Below are 14,007 nucleotides of genomic sequence, written 5' to 3'. Positions count from 1 at the left end.
CTTGGCACAATTCCTGCCATGGGACACGTCGAGATTTCGCACCTGGAGTACTACCTGCCGGACGGGCGGGTGCTGTTCGACGACGCGTCCTTCCGGGTCGGCGAAGGGTCCGCCATCGCACTGGTGGGGGCCAACGGGGCCGGTAAGACCACGCTGCTGCGCATGATCGCGGGGGACACCCAGCCGCACGGCGGCTCGGTGACGGTGAGCGGTGGGCTGGGCGTGATGCGCCAGTTCGTCGGGACCACCGGGCGGGAGGACCAGCGGGAGACGCCGGGGGCGCTGGCCGCCGACGCGTCGGTGCGGGACCTGCTGGTGTCGGTGGCACCGCCGCGGATCGCGGTGGCCGCGAAGGCGGTGGACGCGGCCGAGCTGGCGATGATGGCGCAGGACGACGAGAAGTCGCAGATGGCGTACGCGCAGGCGCTCTCGGACTGGGCCGACGTGGACGGCTACGACTACGAGACGGTGTGGGACGTCTGCACCATGGCCGCGCTGGGGATGCCGTTCGACCGGGCCCAGTTCCGTGGTCTGAACACGCTCTCCGGCGGTGAGCAGAAGCGGCTGGTGCTGGAGGCGCTGCTGCGCGGCCCCGAGGAGGTGCTGCTGCTCGACGAGCCGGACAACTACCTCGACGTGCCGGGCAAGCGCTGGCTGGAGGAGGCGATCCGGGCCACTCCGAAGACCGTGTTGTTCATCTCACACGACCGGGAGCTGCTGTCCCGGGCCGCCGACAAGATCATCAGTGTCGAGACCGGTTTCGGCGGCGGCGGCAGCAGTGTCTGGGTGCACGGTGGCGGCTTCGAGTCGTTCCACGACGCCCGCAAGGAGCGGTTCGAGCGCTTCGAGGAGCTGGGCCGCCGGTGGGACGAGGAGCACGCCAAGCTGAAGAAGCTGGTGGTGAACCTCCGTCAGGCCGCCTCGATCAGCCATGCGCTGGCCACCAGGTACGCGGCCGCGCAGACCCGGCTGAAGAAGTTCGAGGAGGCGGGCCGGCCGGAGGAGCCGCCGCGCGAGCAGAACATCACCATGCGGCTGAAGGGCGGCCGGACGGGTGTCCGGGCGCTGACCATCGAGCAGCTCGAACTGAGCGGCCTGATGAAGCCCTTCGACCTGGAGGTCTTCTACGGCGAGCGGGTCGGCGTGCTCGGCTCGAACGGCTCCGGCAAGTCGCACTTCCTGCGGCTGCTGGCGGGCGACGAGACGGTGAAGCACAACGGCGCGTTCCGGCTCGGCGCCCGGGTGGTGCCGGGCCACTTCCGGCAGACCCACGCCCACCCCGAGCTGCTCGGACGGACCGTCAGGTCGATCATCGAGGAGGAGCACGCGCTCAGCCGCGGCGCCGCGATGGGCGCGCTGCGCCGGTACGAGCTGGACCGGCAGGAGGAGCAGAAGTTCGAGTCGCTCTCCGGCGGCCAGCAGGCCCGGCTGATGATCCTCAAACTGGAGCTCACGGGCGTCACCGCGCTGCTGCTGGACGAGCCGACGGACAACCTGGACCTGGAGAGCGCCGAGGCGCTCCAGCAGGGCCTGGAGGCCTTCGACGGCACTGTGCTGTGTGTCACCCACGACCGCTGGTTCGCCAAGACCTTCGACCGTTTCCTGGTGTTCGGGGCCGACGGACGGGTCTACGAGTCCCTCGAACCGGTCTGGGACGAGACCCGGGTGCAGCGCGATCGGTAGGTTCGGGCGGTGCGTTTTTGACCCGTACGGAGCTGCCCGGTAGGCTGGGCCCTTGTTGTGCGTATTGGCTCGCTCCATCTCACGTGAGAGGTCGGTACGCCGGAGATACCCAGGCCGATGACCAGCGGCTCCCCCTTGAATTGCGTCCAAGCGGGACCAGGCTGATCTCTCGTCCGGGTGCTCCTGTCAGGACTCACTCACTGAAAAGCGAAGGCTACGACCGTGCGTACGTACAGCCCCAAGCCCGGCGACGTCCAGCGTCAGTGGCACATCATCGACGCGCAAGACGTCGTGCTCGGCCGCCTGGCCTCCCAGGTCGCCAACCTCCTCCGGGGCAAGCACAAGGCGATCTACGCGCCGCACGTTGACACTGGTGACTTCGTCATCATCATCAACGCGGACAAGGTGCACCTTTCGGGTAACAAGAAGACCCAGAAGATGGCCTACCGCCACAGCGGTTTCCCGGGCGGTCTCCGCGCGGTCCGCTACGACGACCTCCTGGACAAGAACCCGGAGAAGGCCGTCGAGAAGGCCATCAAGGGCATGATCCCCAAGAACAGCCTGGGCCGCCAGATGCTCTCCAAGCTGAAGGTCTACTCGGGCGACCAGCACCCGCACGCTGCGCAGCAGCCGGTGCCGTTCGAGATCACCCAGGTCGCGCAGTAATTCCGGCCACCAAGCCCCATCACTGAGAAGCTGAGGAACACCGTGGCCGAGACTGCCATCGAGAACACCCTTGAGGTCGACTTCGACGAGACCGTCGAAGAGTTCACCTCCGAGGAGAGCTACACCTCCGAGTCGCTGGCCGGTCGCTTCGGCGAGGCCATCCCCGGCGCCGGCCTCGGCCGTCGCAAGGAGGCCATTGCCCGCGTCCGGATCGTTCCGGGCACCGGCAAGTGGAAGATCAACGGCCGCACCCTGGAGAACTACTTCCCCAACAAGGTGCACCAGCAGACCGTGAACGAGCCCTTCAAGCTCCTTGAGCTCGATGGCCGTTACGACGTTGTCGCCCGCATCTCGGGTGGCGGCGTCTCCGGTCAGGCCTACGCGCTGCGCCTCGGCGTCGCCCGTGCGCTGAACGAGGCGGACGTGGACAACAACCGCGCCGCGCTCAAGAAGGCCGGTTTCCTGATGCGTGACGCGCGTGCCGTCGAGCGCAAGAAGGCCGGTCTCAAGAAGGCCCGTAAGGCCCCGCAGTACAGCAAGCGCTAAGCACCTCCACCGGGGGGCGTACCATCTCGATGGTTCGCACCCCCGGGGTGTGCTGCAACACCCCGGAGCACCCCGTGTGCTCCGGGGTGTGTTGTTTTTCTCTCCCCGTACGCCTGTGCGGAGGCCGGGGAGTCGCGAGAGATTTCTTGCCTGTGGAACGGCGACGGAGGACGGAAACTGTGGGACGACTCTTCGGTACGGACGGCGTGCGCGGTGTGGCCAACCAGACCCTGACGGCCGAGCTGGCGCTCGGTCTGTCGGTGGCGGCGGCCCATGTGCTCGGTGACGCGGGGGCCTTCGACGGCCACCGGCCGGTCGCCGTGGTCGGGCGCGACCCCCGGGCGTCCGGGGAGTTCCTGGAGGCCGCCGTGATCGCCGGCCTGGCCAGCGCGGGCGTGGACGTCCTGCGGGTGGGCGTGCTGCCCACCCCCGCTGTGGCGTATCTCACCGGCGCGCTCGGCGCGGACTTCGGCGTGATGCTGTCGGCCAGTCACAACGCGATGCCCGACAACGGCATCAAGTTCCTGGCCCGCGGCGGGCACAAGCTGGACGACGCGATCGAGGACGCGATCGAGGCGCACTACCACCGCTACGGGGTCGGCACGGACGAGAACTGGGTGCGCCCGACCGGCGCGGCCGTCGGCCGGGTCCGGCAGTACACCGAGGGCTTCGACAAGTACGTCGCGCACCTGGTCGCCGTGCTGCCGAACCGTCTTGACGGTGTGAAGGTCGTCATCGACGGCGCGCACGGCGCGGCCGCCCGGGTCGCCCCCGAGGCGTTCGCCCGGGCCGGGGCCGAGGTGGTCTACACGCTCGGCGCCGAGCCGAACGGTCTGAACATCAACGACGGCGTCGGCTCGACCCACCTGGACAAGCTCCAGGTCGCGATGCGCGAGCACAAGGCCGACCTGGGCATCGCCCTGGACGGCGACGCCGACCGCTGCCTGGCCGCCGACGCGGACGGCAACGAGGTGGACGGCGACCAGATCCTGGCCATCCTGGCCGTCGCCATGAAGGAGGCCGGCACGCTGCGCCGGGGGACCGCGGTGGCCACCGTGATGTCCAACCTCGGCTTCAAGCTGGCGATGGAGCGCGAGGGCATCGAGCTGGTGCAGACCGCGGTCGGCGACCGGTACGTGCTGGAGGAGATGAAGCAGCACGGCTTCGCGCTCGGCGGTGAGCAGTCCGGCCACGTGATCCTGCTCGACCACGCGACCACCGGCGACGGCACGCTGACCGGCCTGATGCTCGGCGCGCGGCTGGCCGCCACCAAGCAGCCGCTGGCCGACCTGGCCGCCGTGATGACCCGGCTGCCGCAGCTGCTGATCAACGTCAAGGGCGTGGACCGGACGAAGGTGAACAGCTCGGCCGAGCTGGCCGCCGCGGTCGGCGAGGCCGAGGCCGAACTCGGCGCCACCGGGCGGGTGTTGCTCCGTCCGTCGGGGACCGAGCCGTTGGTCCGGGTGATGGTGGAGGCCGCCGACCAGGTGCAGGCACAGGCGATTGCCGAGCGGCTGGCCGAAGCCGTACGCACTCACCTGGGCTGATTCCCCGTCAGGGGGCGGCCGGCCGTTGGGCACAGTTGCGTTCCGGTATGACAAATGGTTGGCCCACGCCTTGGTATGGCCATGGGACCATCACATTTTCCGGATATCATCTGGACGCATTGGCTTAAAGGTGGCGGAGGCTCAAATGACCGACGGGCAGCAGCAGGAACAGCTGGAGGGGCCCGGGTCGGCGGGTGACCCGCCGGCCGGTCGGCCGCCGCTGTCCGGTCGGCCCGCGGCCCCGGGGCGCGGCAATCCGCAGTCACCGTCCGTCCCGTCCAGGGCCCGCGGGGTGGCCGCAACGCCGCCCTACCGGGGCGGCCAGAGCCAGGGTGACGCCCCGCAGGCCTACCCGGGCCAGCCGGTCGAGGGCCGGTACGGCCCGTCCACCTTCCGCTCGCCCGACGTCGACGAGCCCGACTGGTCGGCGTTGGCCCAGCAGAACGCGGAGGCGCGTCGCCTCGGCAAGCGTCGGGTGTTGAGGGCTTTCAGCAGCCTCGGAGCGATGCTGGTGATCGGCGCGGTCGTGGCCGTGTCGGTCTACATGACGAATGGTCAGCCGCGCGTCCCGGTGGCCGCGGTCCAGACCGCGCCCGCCCCCTCGGCCAGCGTCGTCCCCTCCGCCAGCCAGCCGGCCCTGCCGCCGTCCAAGAAGCCCGAGGAGTTCCTCTCCAAGGGCAGCACGGACAAGGCGACCCTCAACGCGGATGCGCTGTTCCCGAACGCCACCTTCACCGTCCAGGGACGGACGTACACCAAGGCAGCCGTCGACTTCAGCGGTAGCTGCGGCGACTACACGGCCAACGGCCTCGGGCCGATCCTGCGTGACCAGATGTGCCGGGGTATCTACCGGGCGACCTACACCGCGGACAAGATCGCGGTCACCCTCGCGGTGGCCGTCTTCGACACCAAGGCGCAGGCGGACAAGGCCGGCAGCGTCTTCAAGGGCAACGGCCAGCCCCTCGCCAAGGGCGGGGTGCAGAAGTTCTGCACCGACGTGAAGAGCTGCGCGGTCACGCACGAATCCTTCGGCCGCTACCTGTACTTCACCGTGGCGGGCAGCAAGGACGGTGCTCCGCTGGCCGCCACCGACCCGAGCGGCAAGGACGTCACCAACGCGCTGAAGGCCGTACTGGTCGCCCGGGGGACCGAAGCCGCCAAGAAGACGGGCTGACGGCACTCGATGGCGTGGTGGAGGGAAGCGGCGGGCGTGGCACTGTCGGGCGGGCTGCGGCGGATACGGTTCAGCCCGGCCTGGGGGGCGTCGATGATCTGCGGGCTGGCGCTGGTGATGCTCGTCGGGCTGCTCGCCTTCGAAAGCGAGGACGGCCCTGGCCAGGCCGGGATGCCCGGTGGCCGGCCGACGTCCACCGCACCGGAACGGCCGAGGGAGACCCCCAAGCCCTCCGGCTCCGGCACCGTGACCACGATGGCCGAGCTCCGCGCGCCCAAGGCGCTGCACTTCGGAGTGAGTACGCCCGGCTCGCCGAACGAACCGGAGACCGAGACGGTGGCCACCGCGGCCGGCCGACGGCCCACCGTTCAGGAGTACTTCGTCAACTGGAACCAGGAGTTCGAACCCGACCGGGTGACGGAGTCGTATCGCCTGGGCGCGGTACCGGTGGTGACCTGGCAGCCCTCGGCCGGCAAGGAGGCGGGGGAGGACCAGCCCACCTATGCCCTGAGGCTGATCGCCTCGGGCGCGCACGACGCCTACATCGCCCGGTTCGCGGACTCGGTCAAGAGCGCCGGCCGGCCGGTGGTGATCCGGTTCGCGCACGAGATGAACGCCGAGTGGTACCCGTGGTCCGAGCAGCACAGCGGCAACCGGCCGGGCGACTTCGTGGACGCCTGGCGGCACGTCTACGACGTCTTCGCGACCCGCAAGGTCGCGAACGCGCTCTGGTTCTGGTGCCCGAACATCCACCGGGGCACCAACAAGCACGAGTTGGCGCGGTACTTCCCGGGTGACAAGTACGTCGACTGGATCGGTATGGACGGATACAGCGAGAGCGAGACGTCCGCCGGACAGGTCTTCGACGAGACCTACGAGGACCTGGTCTCGCTCTCCCGGAAGCCGATCTTCATCGGGGAGACCGGCGTCAAGCCGACCCCCAACAAGGCGCTGTGGACCGTCGACTTCTTCCGCTGGATCAAGAACCGCCCCCAGCTGGTGGGCTTCTCCTGGTTCCAGCACAGCGACCAGGAGGGCGGCCGCTTCGACTGGCGGTTCACCACCTCGCCCGGTGCGCTGAAGGCCTTCCAGGACGGTCTGGCGGACCAGAACCTGGTGTCCTGGCCGATGAGCTGAGCTCCCCCACCGGAAGAACCGGGGGTCACTCCTCCCCGGGCGCGGGCTGGATGCGCTCCAGCAGCACCAGCTTGAGGCCGTGCAGCTGCTTGGTGTCGACGGTCTTGAACTGCTGCGTCAGGACGTCCTGGGTGTTCTTCGGCAGCTGGGCGAGCGGGTTGGGCCCGATCGCGGTGCTGACCAGCCAGAGCCGGTCGGTGAAGCGCGCGCACTCCGAAGGGTCGGTGCACTCCACGCCCTGGAAGCGTCCGAGGTCCTCCGGGTAGTACTGGAGCAGGATGTCGGTCGGCGCCTGACGGTCCCGCAGTTCGTAGGCGAGGGCCCGGCGGGCGTTCAGCAGACTGTTGATCACCATGCCGTCGCCGGGCTTCGTCTGGGCGGCGAGCAGGTCGGCGGCGCCCCGGTAGTCGGGTTCGGACTTGAGGTTGTCGCGCAGGGTCGCCATCGTCGGCTGGCCGAGGACGGCGACCCCGCCGAGCAGCGCCACCGCGAGCACACCGGCCACCACCCGGCCGACGGCGGACCGGCCGACGGGGGAGAGCAGCCAGCCGACCCCGGCGGCGGCCAGCAGCACGCACGGCGCCAGGACGAACAGCAGGTAGCGGTCCAGGAAGAGGTGCAGCCGGTCCGCCGTGACGTACGTCAGGACGGGCGGGAGCACGATCCAGCAGACCAGCAGACCGGCGTGGCGCCGGGCGGGCCAGAGGCCGATCACCGCGAGCCCCAGCACGACGGCTGCGGTGGTCCAGGAGCCGAAGAGCTCCTTGGGCAGGTCGGTCAGGTCGTCGAGGGTCGGGTTGTTCCAGGCGATCTGCTTGCTCTGGCCGTTGCCCCGCAGCAACAGGGCGGCAATGCCCCCGACCCCGACCAGCGCGGCGAGCGCCCACTGCCAGAACGCGGCGCGCTCGCGGGCGCGCAGGGCCAGGGTCAGCGCGGCGATCAGGTGGGCGGCCAGCACGAGCAGCGAGACCAGGTGGGCGGCCCCGACCAGGGTCACGCTCGTGGCGTACCAGGCCCAGCGGGCCACCGAGGGCTGCTCCAGGGCCCGCAGCAGCAGCAGGGTGGAGACCAGGACGGCGAGCACCGAGAAGGCGTAGGGGCGAGCCTCCTGGCCGTACCGCGCGACGGCGGGCAGCAGTGCGAACGCCAGGCCCGCGCCCAGTCCGGTCAGGGTGGCCGCGAGGCCCGTGCTGGAGACGCCGGCCCGGGTCGCCAGCTGGCGGCCGAGCACCGCGGTCACGGCGGCGGCCAGCGCCATCGCCAGAGCGGAGGGCGTGCGCAGCGAGGCGGCGGAGTCGCCGAAGCCGGCGATCCACAGGCGCAGCAGCAGGTAGTACGGCGCGATGACGGCGTCGATGGTGCCGAGCAGCGCCCGCAGGTCCTGGAAGCTCAGGGCGGCGGCCCACCAGCTGGCGTGCTCGTCGCGCCACAGCTGACGGCTGCCGATCCCGTCGAGGCAGCGGTAGAGGGCGACCGCTGCGGGGGGCAGGACGGTGAGCAGCGTCAGGGCCCGCCGCCTCGCCGGGGAGAGGACGGGCTCGGTGGGCTGCGCGGCTTCCGTCGGCTGCCGACGCTCCGGGGGTGCGGGGTCGGTGGCCCGCTGCGGTGCGGTGCGGAGCGGCGACTGCTGCATGCTCACTCTGTGTTCTTCCTGCCGTCCGTGGTGGCGTGCCGGGAGTTGACGCTGGGTCAGCCCAGTCCCTTGGCGAGTGTGATCTGTCGGATGCCGTTCGAGAAGGCCCGCAACGACGCGGTGCTCTCGTCGAAGCGCCAGTTGGCCTTGCCGCCCTCGGCGACGTTGCGCTGGAACCAGATGAACCCGATCACGTCCGGCTGCTTGGCGAGCCAGGTGAAGAAGTCCGCGGTCCAGGCGGGCTTGTAGGCGGCGCTGGTCTCACGCCCCGTCTCCGTGATGAGGACCGGCTTCTTGGAGATCTGGCGCAGGGTGTCCAGAGTCGGACCGAAGGTCTCGTCGGCGGTGCGCTCGCGGTTGGTGCCGTAGCCGACCATGCCCATCCAGTCGACGTACTCGTCACCGGGGTAGAGGTCGGGGATGCTGATGTCCTTCACCGGCCGCAGGATGTTCGGGCTCCAGATCCAGATGACGTTGGTGGCACCCGCCTTGGCGAACACGTCGTGCACGTGGCGCCACGCCTGCACGTACTGCCCGCGCTGGTTGCCGTTGACCTGTTCGGACCACGGGTACCAGTTGCCGTTCATCTCGTGGGCGAAGCGGATCGCCAGCGGCCACTTCTGGGCGGCGACGCCCTGGGCGAAGGCGCTCAGGTACTCGTCGTGCTTGCCGTCGATGATGGTGGAGAGGCTGTAGTTCGGCTGGTTGGCCGAGCCCGCCTCGCCGCCGGCCCACGGCTCCCAAGCCAGCACCGGCAGGGTCCCGTGGCTGTAGGCCGCGCTGACCGCCTTGGGGTCGAAGTTCTGGTTCCAGCGGACGAAGTACTCGACCATGGTCGGCCAGGCCCCCGAGGACTGCTTGACCTGCTGGAGCTCCTTGCCCGACCAGGGCGCTTCCTTGGTGCTGACCCCGAAGTGCTTGCCGTCCGGTGCGCTGAAGACGCTGCGATCCGGGATCGGCGGCGCCTTCTTCTCCGGCTGGAAGAGCTCACTGAGGGCGGGGACGCCGGCGTTCTGACCCAGCCCCTCGTAGCGGGCACCGTCGTCCGCGACGGCCAGGGCGGCCATCACGCCGTAGGTCAGCACCGAGAGGATGGCGACGTTGCAGACCATCCAGAGCCGGAGCCGCACGCCGGAGCCACGGCTCCACCAGTGCATCTTCTTCGCGCGCCTAGACACTCATCATCACCGAGCCGATCAGAATCGCTCCGCCGAGCAGGTAGGGGATGACGACCTTCGGGCTCCGGGCGCGCTCTCCGGCGAAGCTGTCGTCGCGGGTGCCCCAGGACGCGTTGTGGCCCATCTTGAAGAAGCCGAGCAGGCGGACCGGGAGCAGCAGGAAGGTGTTGATCACCATGAAGATCGGGAGATAGAGCATGTCGGTGGAGCGGTAGGCGAAGTGCCTTCCGAAGCGGATGGCGAGGGACACGGTGGAGAGCATGGCCGCCAGGACGAGCAGCGACAGCAGCGCCTTCCAGTGCTCGACCGGCAGCGGCAGGCCCTCGTACAGGCTGGGGCCCGAGCCGTGCCAGATGGCCACCGCCCAGGACGAGAAGCTGCCCAGCAGCATGAACGGGACCAGGATGTCGACCGTGTAGAAGAGGGCGAGCATCTTGGCCCGCCGCAGCATCCAGGGCAGCATCCGCAGGGTGTTGTACTGGGAGCCGCGGGCCCAGCGGTACTGCTGCTTGGCCAGCTTGCCCAGTGCCAGCGGGGCGTCCGTATACACCAGGGACGTCGACTGGTAGACGGTCTTGTAGCCCTGCTTGAGCGTGTAGTTGGTGAGAGTCCGGTCGTCGCTCACCTCCAGGAACACCCCGAGGAACTTCTCACTGAGGAAGTCCTCCATGCAGTCCACCAGGATCTGCCGGCGGAACGCGATGGTCCGGCCCGGGAGGCAACCGACGGTGCCGAGCACGCTCATGGCTGGCAGGGAGTACTGGCAGCGGACGCTCTCCAGCCAGTCCGCCCAGCGGGTGAGCACGGAGCGGCCGGGGTCGAGGATGCGCTGACGGGTGGTCACCCCGCCGACCTCCGCGTCGCGGAAGGGCTTGATCAGTTCGCTCAGGGTGGTCGGGGTCCAGACTGTGTCGGAGTCCACCAGGACCGCGACGTCGCCGGTGCAGACCTCGAGGCCGACCCGCAGGGCGTTGCGCTTGCCGGGGGTCTCGGTCCACTCCCAGTAGACGCCCAGCCGGTCGCAGACCTGCTCGAGCACCTCGTTGCGCTTGCCGTTGATCACCACGACCATCTCGGTCGGCTGCTGCTCGATGATGCGGTCCAGCACCGAGCGGAACAGGTCGGCGGGTTCGTCCACCACCGGAATGATCACGGACGTGGTGGTCGAGTACGGGCGCACCCAAGGCTTGTAACGGCGGGTCAGAACGATCCGGATGAGCCACAGCAGCCATACGACGGACATGAAGACCGCGAACGGATAGATCGTCCCGGAGGTCCACCACTGCTGTATCTCAAGGAGGAAGGCAAGCATTTTTGAGGTGGTCCGTGTCGATTTAGAGGCTGGGAGTGACTGACATCGCTGATACTACGGCCAGCACTTGTGCACTATTTGCGACAATTACTACCTAATCGGACAGGTCGGGATGTGATTCCGGTCAATCGGGATGTATTCGTGATGCCCACGGAGCAAACCGAGTTGAGCGAACGGACCCCCCCTAAAGCTTGCGCAGCAGTGCCCGCCGGACCTTGTGGTCAGCGCCCTTCTGCAGCACCAGGGTGGCCCGGCCGCGGGTGGGCAGCACGTTCTCCACCAGGTTGGGCTTGTTGATGGTGCGCCAGACCTGGCGGCCGTACTCCATCGCCTCCTCCTCCGGCACTTCGGTGAAGCGGCGGAAGTAGGAGTTCGGGTCCTGGAAGGCGGTGTCCCTGAGCTTCTTGAAGCGGGACAGGTACCAGCTCTCGATGTCGTCGGTGCGGGCGTCGACGTAGATCGAGAAGTCGAAGTAGTCGGCGACGGCGAGCCGGGTGCGGCCGTCGGTGCCGGGCAGTGCGGGCTGCAGCACGTTCAGGCCCTCGACGATCAGGATGTCGGGGCGCTCCACGGTGAGGCGCTCGTCCGGCACGATGTCGTAGACCAGGTGCGAGTAGACCGGGGCGGTGACCAGCTCCTTGCCCGCCTTCACGTCCGCCACGAAGCGCATCAGCGCCCGGCGGTCGTACGACTCGGGGAAGCCCTTACGGGCCATCAGGCCCCGGCGGCGCAGCTCGGCGTTGGGGAGCAGGAAGCCGTCGGTGGTGACCAGCTCGACCCGGGGGTGCTCCGGCCAGCGGGCCAGCAGGGCCTTCAGCAGACGGGCGGTGGTGGACTTGCCGACCGCCACCGAGCCGGCCACGCCGATCACGAACGGGGTCCGGGTGCGCTCGGTGTCGGGGGTGTCCAGGAAGGTCCCGACGGTGCTGCGCAGCTCGTGGGTGGCGTGGATGTAGAGGTTGAGCAGCCGGGACAGCGGCAGGTAGACGTCCCGCACCTCGTCCAGGTCGAGGGCGGTGCCCAGGCCGCGCAGCTTCTCCACCTCCTCGGCGGTCAGCGGCATCGGGGTGCGCTCGCGCAGCGCGCTCCACTCGGCCCGGTCCAGATCCACGTACGGGGAGGGGGTGGGCGTCGCGGGGGCGCCCCTCGTACAGAGTTCGGTCAGCACATGGTCCATTGTGGGCCGTTCCGGGGGTTCGGGGTGCTGTGGTGTCGGTCACCAGGGGGTGGCGAGGGGTTCGGGGGAGCGCCGATATCCTGGCGCGATGTGCGGAATCGTAGGTTATGTGGGCCCTCTTGAGGCCCAGAATGTAGTGATCGAAGGTCTGCGACGGCTCGAGTACCGGGGTTATGACTCCGCCGGTGTGGCCGTTCAGACGCGAGGCGCCGACGGGCAGTGGAGCCTCGCCACGGACAAGCGCGCGGGCAAGCTGGTCAATCTGGAGAAGGCGCTGGCGGAGACCCCTCTCCCCGCCGGCACCTCCGGTATCGGCCACACCCGCTGGGCCACCCACGGTGGCCCGACCGACGCGAACGCCCACCCCCACCTGGACGACGCGCGCCGGGTCGCGGTGGTGCACAACGGCATCATCGAGAACTTCGCCCAGCTCCGGGCCGAGCTCGCCGACCGGGGGCACACGCTCCGCTCGGAGACCGACACCGAGGTGGTCGCGCACCTGCTGGGCGAGGCGTTCGCCGGTGACCTGGCCGAGGCGATGCGGGTGGTGTGCCGTCAGCTGGACGGTGCGTTCACCCTGGTCGCGGTGCACGCCGACCAGCCCGGCGTGGTGGTCGGCGCGCGGCGGAACTCGCCGCTGGTGGTCGGGCGCGGCGAGGGCGAGAACTTCCTCGCCTCGGACGTGTCGGCCTTCATCGCGCACACCCGGGAGGCGGTCGAGCTCGGCCAGGACCAGGTGGTCGAGCTGCGCGCGGAGTCGGTGACCGTCACGGACTTCGACGGGGGGCCCGCCGAGGTCCGCGAGTACCACGTGGACTGGGACGCCTCGGCCGCCGAGAAGGGCGGCTACGACTACTTCATGCTCAAGGAGATCGCCGAGCAGCCGAAGGCGGTCGCCGACACCCTGCTCGGCCGGATCGGCGCGGACGGGCAGCTGACGCTCGATGAGCTGCGGATCTCCGACGCCCAGTTGCGCCAGGTCGACAAGGTGGTGATCGTCGCCTGCGGCACCGCGTTCCACGCCGGCATGATCGCCAAGTACGCGATCGAGCACTGGACCCGGATCCCGTGCGAGGTCGAGGTCGCCTCGGAGTTTCGCTACCGGGACCCGATCCTGGACGACCGCACGCTGGTGATCGCGATCTCGCAGTCCGGCGAGACGATGGACACCCTGATGGCGCTGCGGCACGCGCGGGAGCAGGGCGCGAAGGTGCTGGCGATCTGCAACACCAACGGGTCGACCATCCCGCGTGAGTCGGACGCGGTGCTCTACACGCACGCGGGCCCCGAGGTCGCGGTCGCCTCGACCAAGGCGTTCCTGACCCAGCTGGTCGCCTGCTACCTGGTCGCGCTGTACCTGGGCCAGGTGCGCGGCACCAAGTGGGGCGACGAGATCCAGAGCGTCATCCAGGAGCTCCGCGAGGCTCCCAAGCAGGTCGAGCAGGTGCTCCGGACCATGGAGCCGGTGCGCGAGCTGGCCCGGTCCCTGGCGGACGCCAAGTCGGTGCTCTTCCTCGGCCGGCACGTCGGCTACCCCGTGGCCCTGGAGGGTGCGCTCAAGCTCAAGGAGCTGGCGTACATGCACGCCGAGGGCTTCGCGGCGGGCGAGCTCAAGCACGGCCCGATCGCGCTGATCGAGGAGGGCCTGCCGGTGGTCGTGGTGGTGCCCTCGCCGCGCGGCCGGTCGATCCTGCACGACAAGATCGTCTCCAACATCCAGGAGATCCGGGCCCGTGGCGCCCGGACCATCGTGATCGCGGAGGAGGGTGACGAGGCGGTCGCCCCGTACGCCGACCACCTGATCCGGATCCCGGTCACGCCGGTGCTGCTGCAGCCGCTGGTCTCGACGGTGCCGCTGCAGGTCTTCGCCTGCGAGCTGGCCACCGCCAAGGGCCACGAGGTGGACCAGCCCCGCAACCTGGCGAAGTCCGTCACGGTCGAGTAGGGCTGACGT

General features: G+C 69.5%; 11 protein-coding genes. 7 read left to right on the top strand and 4 right to left on the bottom strand.

Annotation, left to right across the window (positions count from 1 at the left end; translation table 11 throughout):
- The first annotated feature begins 18 nt into the window (after positions 1-18).
- From ACXJMZ_RS05765 to ACXJMZ_RS05740, 6 genes are all read left to right on the top strand, one after another.
- On the top strand, positions 19-1,683 hold the full coding sequence (locus ACXJMZ_RS05765; protein ID WP_057231292.1) for an ABC-F family ATP-binding cassette domain-containing protein: 1,665 nt from the start codon (positions 19-21) through the stop codon (positions 1,681-1,683).
- A 222-nt stretch (positions 1,684-1,905) separates the two neighbouring features.
- Complete coding sequence (rplM, locus tag ACXJMZ_RS05760) at positions 1,906-2,349, top strand: 50S ribosomal protein L13 (protein ID WP_057231290.1); 444 nt, start codon at positions 1,906-1,908, stop codon at positions 2,347-2,349.
- Between the two features lie 30 nt (positions 2,350-2,379).
- Positions 2,380-2,895: a 30S ribosomal protein S9 gene (gene rpsI, locus ACXJMZ_RS05755; RefSeq protein WP_221504372.1), complete on the top strand. Its 516-nt coding sequence runs from the start codon at positions 2,380-2,382 to the stop codon at positions 2,893-2,895.
- Positions 2,896-3,074: 179 nt separating this feature from the next.
- Positions 3,075-4,442, top strand: coding sequence for a phosphoglucosamine mutase (gene glmM, locus ACXJMZ_RS05750; protein ID WP_457028890.1), 1,368 nt, complete (start codon positions 3,075-3,077; stop codon positions 4,440-4,442).
- 145 nt (positions 4,443-4,587) lie between these two features.
- Positions 4,588-5,616 (top strand): hypothetical protein, encoded by a 1,029-nt coding sequence (locus tag ACXJMZ_RS05745; protein WP_457028889.1) that lies wholly within the window; start codon positions 4,588-4,590, stop codon positions 5,614-5,616.
- A gap of 36 nt (positions 5,617-5,652) precedes the next feature.
- Complete coding sequence (locus tag ACXJMZ_RS05740) at positions 5,653-6,753, top strand: glycoside hydrolase family 26 protein (RefSeq protein ID WP_457028888.1); 1,101 nt, start codon at positions 5,653-5,655, stop codon at positions 6,751-6,753.
- Positions 6,754-6,778: 25 nt separating this feature from the next.
- Here the strand turns inward: ACXJMZ_RS05740 and ACXJMZ_RS05735 are convergent, their stop codons facing one another.
- The 4 genes from ACXJMZ_RS05735 to coaA all read right to left on the bottom strand — a co-directional run bounded on the left by ACXJMZ_RS05735 (position 6,779) and on the right by coaA (position 12,053).
- Positions 6,779-8,392 carry a glycosyltransferase family 39 protein gene (locus tag ACXJMZ_RS05735; protein WP_457028887.1) on the bottom strand — a complete coding sequence of 538 codons (1,614 nt, stop codon included), beginning with the start codon at positions 8,390-8,392 and terminating at the stop codon, positions 6,779-6,781.
- Positions 8,393-8,442: 50 nt separating this feature from the next.
- On the bottom strand, positions 8,443-9,543 hold the full coding sequence (locus tag ACXJMZ_RS05730) for a glycoside hydrolase family 26 protein (protein ID WP_457028886.1): 1,101 nt from the start codon (positions 9,541-9,543) through the stop codon (positions 8,443-8,445).
- A gap of 13 nt (positions 9,544-9,556) precedes the next feature.
- Complete coding sequence (locus tag ACXJMZ_RS05725; RefSeq protein WP_457028885.1) at positions 9,557-10,876, bottom strand: glycosyltransferase family 2 protein; 1,320 nt, start codon at positions 10,874-10,876, stop codon at positions 9,557-9,559.
- A gap of 184 nt (positions 10,877-11,060) precedes the next feature.
- On the bottom strand, positions 11,061-12,053 hold the full coding sequence (gene coaA / locus ACXJMZ_RS05720) for a type I pantothenate kinase (RefSeq protein ID WP_057231273.1): 993 nt from the start codon (positions 12,051-12,053) through the stop codon (positions 11,061-11,063).
- A gap of 88 nt (positions 12,054-12,141) precedes the next feature.
- Here coaA and glmS point away from each other — a divergent pair, with 88 nt between their 5' ends.
- Complete coding sequence (gene glmS / locus ACXJMZ_RS05715; protein ID WP_457028884.1) at positions 12,142-13,998, top strand: glutamine--fructose-6-phosphate transaminase (isomerizing); 1,857 nt, start codon at positions 12,142-12,144, stop codon at positions 13,996-13,998.
- The last annotated feature ends 9 nt before the right edge of the window (positions 13,999-14,007 follow it).

The organism is Kitasatospora sp. P5_F3 (assembly GCF_054049135.1).
This window is presented reverse-complemented; position numbering and strand designations above follow the sequence as displayed.

Bases quoted from the DNA above. Each gene is read 5' to 3' on its own strand.
- ACXJMZ_RS05725 (WP_457028885.1), bottom strand. From the start codon at position 10,876: ATGCTTGCCTTCCTCCTTGAGATACAGCAGTGGTGGACCTCCGGGACG.
- ACXJMZ_RS05765 (WP_057231292.1), top strand. From the start codon at position 19: ATGGGACACGTCGAGATTTCGCACCTGGAGTACTACCTGCCGGACGGG.
- coaA (WP_057231273.1), bottom strand. From the start codon at position 12,053: ATGGACCATGTGCTGACCGAACTCTGTACGAGGGGCGCCCCCGCGACG.
- glmS (WP_457028884.1), top strand. From the start codon at position 12,142: ATGTGCGGAATCGTAGGTTATGTGGGCCCTCTTGAGGCCCAGAATGTA.
- ACXJMZ_RS05745 (WP_457028889.1), top strand. From the start codon at position 4,588: ATGACCGACGGGCAGCAGCAGGAACAGCTGGAGGGGCCCGGGTCGGCG.
- ACXJMZ_RS05730 (WP_457028886.1), bottom strand. From the start codon at position 9,543: ATGCACTGGTGGAGCCGTGGCTCCGGCGTGCGGCTCCGGCTCTGGATG.